This is a genomic window from Kocuria sp. CNJ-770 (assembly GCF_001942375.1).
GTDB lineage: Bacteria > Actinomycetota > Actinomycetes > Actinomycetales > Micrococcaceae > Kocuria > Kocuria oceani.
The window spans coordinates 20,995-28,191 of sequence record NZ_MKJW01000108.1 but is presented as its reverse complement, the minus strand read 5'-3'; the positions used below and the strand labels follow the sequence as shown (position 1 = coordinate 28,191).

The following is a 7,197-nucleotide window of genomic DNA, read 5'->3' as shown; positions in this document are numbered from 1 at the left end:
GTGGGCTGGCGGGTGGCTGGGGACTCAGCGGGAGTTGGGGGATTCGGCGGTGCTGGGGGACTCGGCGGTGCTGAGGGAGCGGCAGGCGGGTCAGGGGGACAGCCGGTAGCCGCGCTTGATCACCGTCTCCACCACCGGGGCGGGCAGGGCCTTGCGCAGCCGCGAGATCACCATCTCCAGAGCGTGCTCGGTGTCCAGGCCCGGCACCGCGGAGAGCAGCTGCGCCCGGGACACCACCGCGCCGGGGCTGGCCGCCAGCGCCCGCAGCACCGTCACCTGCGCGTCGGAGAGCGGGACGAACTCGCCGTCCAGCGCGGTGCCGGTGCTCATCAGCCGCAGCGTCCCGTACCGGGTGGGCAGCACCACGGTGCGCTCCTGCGCGGCGTGGGTGCACACGGCCCGGACCAGGGCGCCCAGCCGGAACCGCTCGGGCACCAGCGGCTCCACCCCGGCCTCCAGCAGGGGCCCGGCGCACACCGGGCCGACCGCGGCGGCCGTGACGTCGGTGCGCAGCGCCTCCACGAGCTCGTCGTAGTGCCCGGCCTCCTGCGCGGTGCTGAACAGGGAGTCCACCGCCGGCGCGGCCGTGAAGGTCAGGACGTCGATCCGGCGCTCGCACACGTCCCGGATGAGGGCGGGCAGGCGCTCGCCGTCGTCGGCGGAGAGCCAGCGGTAGGGGGCCACGGTGTCCACGCGGGCGCCGGCGGCCACGAGCCGCTCGAGCTGCAGCTCGTCGGTCAGCCCGTGCAGCTGCACGGCCACGCGGGTCCCGCGCACGCCGTCGGCCAGGAGCCGGTCCACCACGGAGGAGGTCCGCTCGTCGGCGGAGACCTCGGGGTCGTCGAGCTCGAGAGAGAGCACCTGGCCGCGGGCCTTCGCGCCGCGGGTGAGCACGCGGGCGGCACGGAACGCGTCCCGCAGCTCCTCGCCCAGGCCGGCGGCGTCGGCGGCCTCGAACCACCGGCGGAGCCCGTAGGCGGTGGTGACCACGAGGACCTCCGGGCGGTGGGCCAGCAGCGTGCGGGTGTCCTCGATCACCCGGGTGTCCTCGGTCACGGGGGAGATCATCAGGGCGGGCGCGTGCACCACCTGCGCGCCGCGGCGCTCCAGGGCCGAGATGAAGTCCGTGGCCCGGCGGTGGGCGGTCACGCCCACGCGGAACCCGGTCAGCTCGCCGAGCGCGGGGGCGGAGGGTGCAGCGGTCATGGCCCGAGGATATGGCCGCCCTGTGACCGCCGTGTTTCCGCGTGTTTCCGCCGGCGCACTCCCGCCCGGCCGGCTCCGGCCGGGCGCGTTCACACCCCGGCGGGGTCGCGCCCGCGGCGCCCTCGCGCACCGGGATGCGCGGACCGGTCAGCAGCACCGGCCCGGCGCCGGCCTCGGCGGCCGCACGCTCGGCGTCGGTCGCGGGGCGGCGCTGGCCCCGCTCGAGCACGTAGTCCTGCGAGTCGTCCGGGGCGGCGTCGTTGACGAAGGACCGGAACCGGCGCAGCCGCTCGGGGTCCTTCAGGGTCGCGGCCCACTCGTCCTCGTAGCGGTCCACGTGCCGGGCCATGGCCTCCTCCAGCTCCTCGCCGACGCCCAGGGAGTCCTCGACGACGACGGCGCGCACGTGCTCGATGCCGCCGTCGAGCTCCTCCTGCCACCGGGCCGTGCGCTGCATCCGGTCCGCGGTGCGGATGTAGTACATCAGGTACCGGTCGATGTAGCGGACCAGGGTGTCGTCGTCCAGGCCCTGGGCCAGCAGCTGGGCGTGGGCCGGCGTGGCCCCGCCGTTGCCGCCGGTGTAGAGGTTCCAGCCGTCGGTGGTGGAGATGACGCCCACGTCCTTGCCGCGGGCCTCGGCGCACTCGCGGGCGCAGCCGGAGACGCCCATCTTGAACTTGTGCGGGGAGCGCAGCCCCCGGTAGCGCAGCTCGAGCCGCACGGCCATGCCCACGGAGTCCTGCACCCCGTAGCGGCACCAGGAGGAGCCCACGCAGGACTTCACGTTGCGCAGCGCCTTGCCGTAGGCCTGCCCCGACTCGAAGCCCGCGTCCACGAGCTCCCGCCAGATCTCGGGCAGCTGCTCGAGCCGGGCGCCGAACATGTCCACCCGCAGGGCCCCGGTGATCTTGGTGTAGAGCCCGTACCTGCGCGCGACCTCGCCGAGCACGATGAGCTTCTCCGGGGTGATCTCCCCGGCCGGCACACGGGGGACCACGGAGTAGGTGCCGTCCTTCTGCATGTTCGCCAGCGCTCGGTCGTTGGTGTCCTGCAGGGCGCCGCGCCCGGCGTCGAGCACGTACTCGTCGCGCTGGGAGGCGAGCACGGAGGCCACCACGGGCTTGCAGATGTCGCAGCCCAGGCCCGTGCCGAACCGGCCCACCACCTCGTCCCACGAGGACAGGTCCAGGGCGCGCACGGCCTCGAAGAGCTCGGCGCGGGAGAGCTCGAAGTGCTCGCACAGGGCGGTCGAGACCTCCACCCCGGCCTTGGCGAGCTCCAGGTCCAGGGTCTTCTTGAGCATCGGGACGCAGGAGCCGCACTGGGTGCCGGCCCGGGAGCACTTCTTCAGCTCGCCGATCTCGTGCACGCCGCAGCCGATCTGCTCGCGCACCGCCCCGGTCGTCACGTTGTTGCAGGAGCACAGCACGGCGTCGTCGGGGAGATCGCCGGCCGGGGCCTCCGCACCGGAGGCGGAGAGGTAGGCGCCGGGCTCGCCGGGCAGCTCCCGGCCGAGCAGCGGGCGCAGCGCGTTGTACGGCTCGGCGTCCCCGACGAACACCCCGCCCAGCAGGGTCCTCGCGTCCTGGGTCACCACGACCTTCTGGTACATCCCCCGGGCCGGGTCCGCGTAGACGACCTCGAGGCAGTCCTCGGTCTCGCCGTAGGCGTCGCCGAAGGAGGCCACGTCCACGCCGGCGAGCTTGAGCTTCGTCGCGGTGTCGAAGCTGCCGAACGTGGAGCGCCCGCCCGCCAGGCGGTCGGCCACGATCTCCGCCATGGTGTTCGCCGGGGCCACCAGGCCCAGGCACTCCCCGTTCCAGGAGGCCACCTCGCCGATCGCCCAGACGTGCTCCGCGGAGGTCCGGCACGCGTCGTCGATCACCACGCCGCCGCGCGGAGCGGTCTCGATCCCGGCGTTGTAGGCCAGCCGGTCCCGGGCCCGGATGCCCGTGGCCACGATCACCAGGTCCGCCTCGAGGTCGGCGGAGTCCCGGAACTCGACGGCGCAGACCTCGCCGTCGGCCTTGCGCAGCCCCACCCCGGAGGGCCGCTCGCCCAGGTGCAGGCGCACGCCCCGGGCGGAGATCAGGGCGTTGAGGGACCGGCCGGCGCCCTCGTCGAGCTGGGCGTTCATCAGCCACCGGCGGGAGTGCACCACGGTGGCCTCCGCGCCGAGCTCCTGCAGCCCGCCCGCTGCCTCGAGGCCCAGCAGGCCTCCGCCGATCACCACGCCGCGCGGGGTGCGGCCGTAGCGGGCCCGCAGCTGCTCCACCTCGGCCCGGATCGCCGCGACGTCGTCGAGGGTGCGGAAGACGAGGGCGTGCTGGGCGCCGGGGATGTCCAGGCGGGCGGCGGCGGAGCCGGTGGCGAGCACGAGCTCGTCGTAGCCGGTGACCGTCCCGTCGGCGGCGGTCACGGTGCGCGCCGCGGGGTCGATCTCCCGCGCCGCCACGCCCTGGCGCAGGTCCACCCGGGGGTCCTGCCACACGGTGCCCCCGCCCAGGGTCAGGTCGATCTGCCCGTCCGGGCCGGTGAGGGCCTTGGACAGCTGCACGCGGTCGTAGGGCACCCACGGCTCGTCGGCGAACACGGTCAGGCGCACGTGGTGGTCCTCCGCGGAAAGCACCGCCTCCGCGAAACGGTGGGCGGCGGGTCCGCCGCCGACCACGACGACGTGCTGCGGGGAACGGGCCGAGAAGGGGGAGCGGGTCACGGAAGACCTCCGGGAACGGTGGCGGGCAGGGCGTCGGGCACGACTCTAGGAGGACGGGATTGCCCCGCGGTTGCCCTGCCGTTCCGCGGGCTTTTCGCTTTCCTCACCGTCCTCCCGGGGGTCGTGAGCGGCGTTTGACCGGGGCGAAACGGTGCGGGAGCGGCCCCGAAACCGGGCCCGCCTAACGTCGATCCCGACGTTGCCGGACCCGCGGCCCGGGCACCCGCCCGGCCCGCGGCCCGAGCACCCGCCCGACCGTCCGCCCGACCAGCAGGAGGCCCCCCATGACCGCGACGCTCCCGGAAGCTCCCACCCGCCCCACCGGCCCTGCCACCGCCTGGCACGACGTGTGCGCCCTCACGGACCTGGAGCCCCTGTGGGGCGAGGCGGCCCGCGTGGCCGGCCGGCAGGTGGCGCTCTACCGCGTGGACGGCACCACGGTGCTGGCGGCCGACCACCGCGACCCCCGCACCGGGGCCTGCGTGATGGCCCGGGGCATCCTCGGCTCCCGCGGGGCGGCGGTGACGGTCGCCTCGCCGCTGCACAAGGAGGTCTACGACCTCGGCTCCGGCCGGTGCCTCAGCGGCGACGGACCGGAGCTGCCCGTCCACCCCGTCCTGGTGCGGGACGGGCGGGTCCTCGTGGCGCTGCCGAGCGCACCGCCTGTCGTCGGGGAACTCCCCGGCGGGCGTCCCTAAGATGAGCGGGTGACCCGACAGCGTCCTTCTCGCAGCTCCCGGTGGCCGTGGCCGCCCCGGGGCCCCCGCGGCGCCGCCCGGCGCCCTCGCCGGGGCCGGTGGCTCCTCGCCGCGGCACTGGTGCTGGTGCTCGCGCTGCTGACCGTGCTGACCGCCCTCCTGGACCGGCCGGAGCCCTCCCCGCAGGCCGAGGAGGAGACGCTCTCCTGCGAGCCCTACGGCCTCGAGCTCGAGGCGCCCGTGCGCCAGCGGCAGAGCGCCGAGGACCGGGGTCTGTTCGACGGCGACCTGTTCGGGCCGGCGGAACGGACCCAGGACCGGTTCGACCTCGCCTTCGAGCACGCCGGGGTGACCAGCAGCTATCACGTGCTCGCGCAGGGCGTGGACTGGAGCCGGCCCGTGGGCGTGGTCTTCCGCCTGCACGGGGACGGGGCCTGGGAGTTCGAGAGCCCCGAGTACAACGTCTCCTGCCTGGCCGAGGTGGCGCGCACCCACAACATGATCCTCGTGGTGCCCCGCACCCCGGACCGCGCCGGAGCGATCACCTGGTGGGAGGAGTCCGAGCGGAACGCCGCGTGGTTCCGGGCCCTCGTGGAGGAGCGCCTCCTGCAGGACTACGACATCGACCGCTCGCGCACCTGGCTCACCGGCTACTCCGGGGGCGCCCAGCTGATCGCCCGGGAGCTGCTGGCCGACCACGTGGACCTCGTCCCCGGCGGCGGGGCGATCCTGCTGGGCGGGGGCCAGGCGCCCCCGGAGGCGGAGGCGCAGCCCACCCGCGAGCAGCTGCGGGACCTGCGGCTGCACTGGGACGTGGGGGAGGACGACGACGGCACCGACCCCAAGGCGACCTTCAACGCCCTGCGCGCCGCCCGCGACGGCTACCGCTGGTACGCGCAGGCCGGCTACGACGGCGTGGAGCTGCGGGTCCGCGAGGGCGTGGACCACTTCGAGCTGCCCGATGCGCGGATCCTCGAGCGGGTCCTGACGCGCGCGGAGGAGGACTCGGCCGACGAGGCCGGATAGCCCCGCGGGCGCCGACCGGACCGCGCCCGGCGTTTGCGATCGTCACAGTAGGTCACGAAGCCGGTGACGGGCTGCCGTCCCCCGCCGTGCGCCGGGTGCTCCCGTAGTCTCGGATCCGCATCACTGTGCCTTCCGGCCCATCAGGGGCCCGGGGGCCGTGCCGGGGGGCGCGGCGGCGGACGACGCCGGTCGGGATGCACCGTACCGATCTTCCGTGGGGGAGCCCAGTGACCGAAGAACGAACCCGTCCTGCCATCGGCGGCACGGCCGCGGGGGCCCACTCCGAGCGTGCCGGGGACGCCGCGAGGCGTCGTCCGTCCCGACGCCTCGCCGGAGTCGATGCCGCCCGCGGTCTGGCACTGTTCGGGATGGTGGCGGTGCACACGATCCCCTCCTGGGACGAGCAGACGGGCGAACCGGATCTGTCCTGGACGCTGTTCGCCGGTCACTCGGCGGCTCTGTTCGCCACCCTGGCCGGAGTGAGCCTGGCCTTCGCCACGGGAGGGCGCACCGCGCACACCGGTCGACGGATGACGGCGTCGCGGTGGGCCCTGGCGGGCCGGGCAGGAGTGATCGCGGGGGTCGGCCTGCTGCTGGGCTTCCTGGATCTCCCGGTCAACAACATCCTCGTCTACTACGGGATGCTCTTTCTGCTGGCGATTCCGTTCCTCCGCCTGCGCACTCCCATCCTCCTGCTCAGCGCGGCCCTGTTCGCGCTGCTCGCGCCGTTCGTGATGCAGTGGTCGCTCACGTTCCTGCCGGGGCACGAGTACGACAATCCCGGATTCGTCGACCTCCTCGGCGACCCGGGAACGGTGGTCTCGCAGCTGTTGCTGACCGGCACCTATCCGGCCCTCCCGTGGATGTCGTTCCTCCTGGCCGGGCTGGCCGTGGGCCGGATGGACCTGACCAGCCGGAGGGTGCAGACCGGGCTCGCCGCCGTCGGCGCCGCTCTGGCCCTCGTGATGTGGTCGGCCTCCCTGATCTCGCTCCGCGTCCTCGGCGGCTACGAAGCGATCGCCCGGGGCACGCCGTGGATGGACGATGCGCAGATCGACGAGGTCATGATCTTCGGCGGCGACCCGAGCCTGCCCACCGACACCCTGTGGTGGCTCCTGATCTCGGCCCCGCACTCGAACACGCCGTTCTCCCTGGCACTCGACGTGGGCCTGGCGCTCTCCGTGCTCGGCATCTGCCTGCTCCTGGAGCGCGTGGCCGGCCGGATCCTCCGACCGGTCGCCGCCGCGGGGTCCATGACGTTCACCCTGTACACCGCCCATCTCCTGCTGCTGTGGCCGGAGTACTACGACGCGGCCCCGCTCGCGTGGACCGGCGGGCAGATCGTGGCTTTCGTGGTGTTCGCCCTCGTGTGGCAGCGGGCGAGAGGGCAGGGGCCGCTGGAGACGGTCGTCGCCCGCAGCACCAAGGCCATCGCCCGGCGGGTGCTGGCACGTGACCCGGACGGATCGACGCCGGCGGACCGACCCCTTCGCTGACCGGACGGCCACGCCGTCCGGCGCCCCTGTCCTCGGGGCCGTACGAGCCGGCACC

General features: G+C 74.5%; 4 protein-coding genes and 1 pseudogene. 3 read left to right on the top strand and 2 right to left on the bottom strand.

Annotated features, from left to right (window positions below):
• Positions 1 to 90 precede the first annotated feature (90 nt).
• Positions 91 to 1,206, bottom strand: coding sequence for a uroporphyrinogen-III synthase (locus BJF77_RS12560; protein ID WP_047804352.1), 1,116 nt, complete (start codon positions 1,204 to 1,206; stop codon positions 91 to 93).
• A 100-nt stretch (positions 1,207 to 1,306) separates the two neighbouring features.
• A pseudogene (gene nirB / locus BJF77_RS12555) lies at positions 1,307 to 3,922 on the bottom strand (nitrite reductase large subunit NirB); the annotation flags it as partial.
• A 284-nt stretch (positions 3,923 to 4,206) separates the two neighbouring features.
• Between nirB and nirD the strand changes: the two are divergent.
• The 3 genes from nirD (at position 4,207) to BJF77_RS12540 (ending at position 7,142) form a co-directional block, all read left to right on the top strand.
• Positions 4,207 to 4,620 carry a nitrite reductase small subunit NirD gene (nirD, locus tag BJF77_RS12550; RefSeq protein WP_075872386.1) on the top strand — a complete coding sequence of 138 codons (414 nt, stop codon included), beginning with the start codon at positions 4,207 to 4,209 and terminating at the stop codon, positions 4,618 to 4,620.
• Between the two features lie 9 nt (positions 4,621 to 4,629).
• On the top strand, positions 4,630 to 5,646 hold the full coding sequence (locus BJF77_RS12545; RefSeq protein ID WP_075872385.1) for a hypothetical protein: 1,017 nt from the start codon (positions 4,630 to 4,632) through the stop codon (positions 5,644 to 5,646).
• A gap of 227 nt (positions 5,647 to 5,873) precedes the next feature.
• Positions 5,874 to 7,142, top strand: coding sequence for a heparan-alpha-glucosaminide N-acetyltransferase domain-containing protein (locus tag BJF77_RS12540; RefSeq protein WP_075872384.1), 1,269 nt, complete (start codon positions 5,874 to 5,876; stop codon positions 7,140 to 7,142).
• Positions 7,143 to 7,197 lie beyond the last annotated feature (55 nt).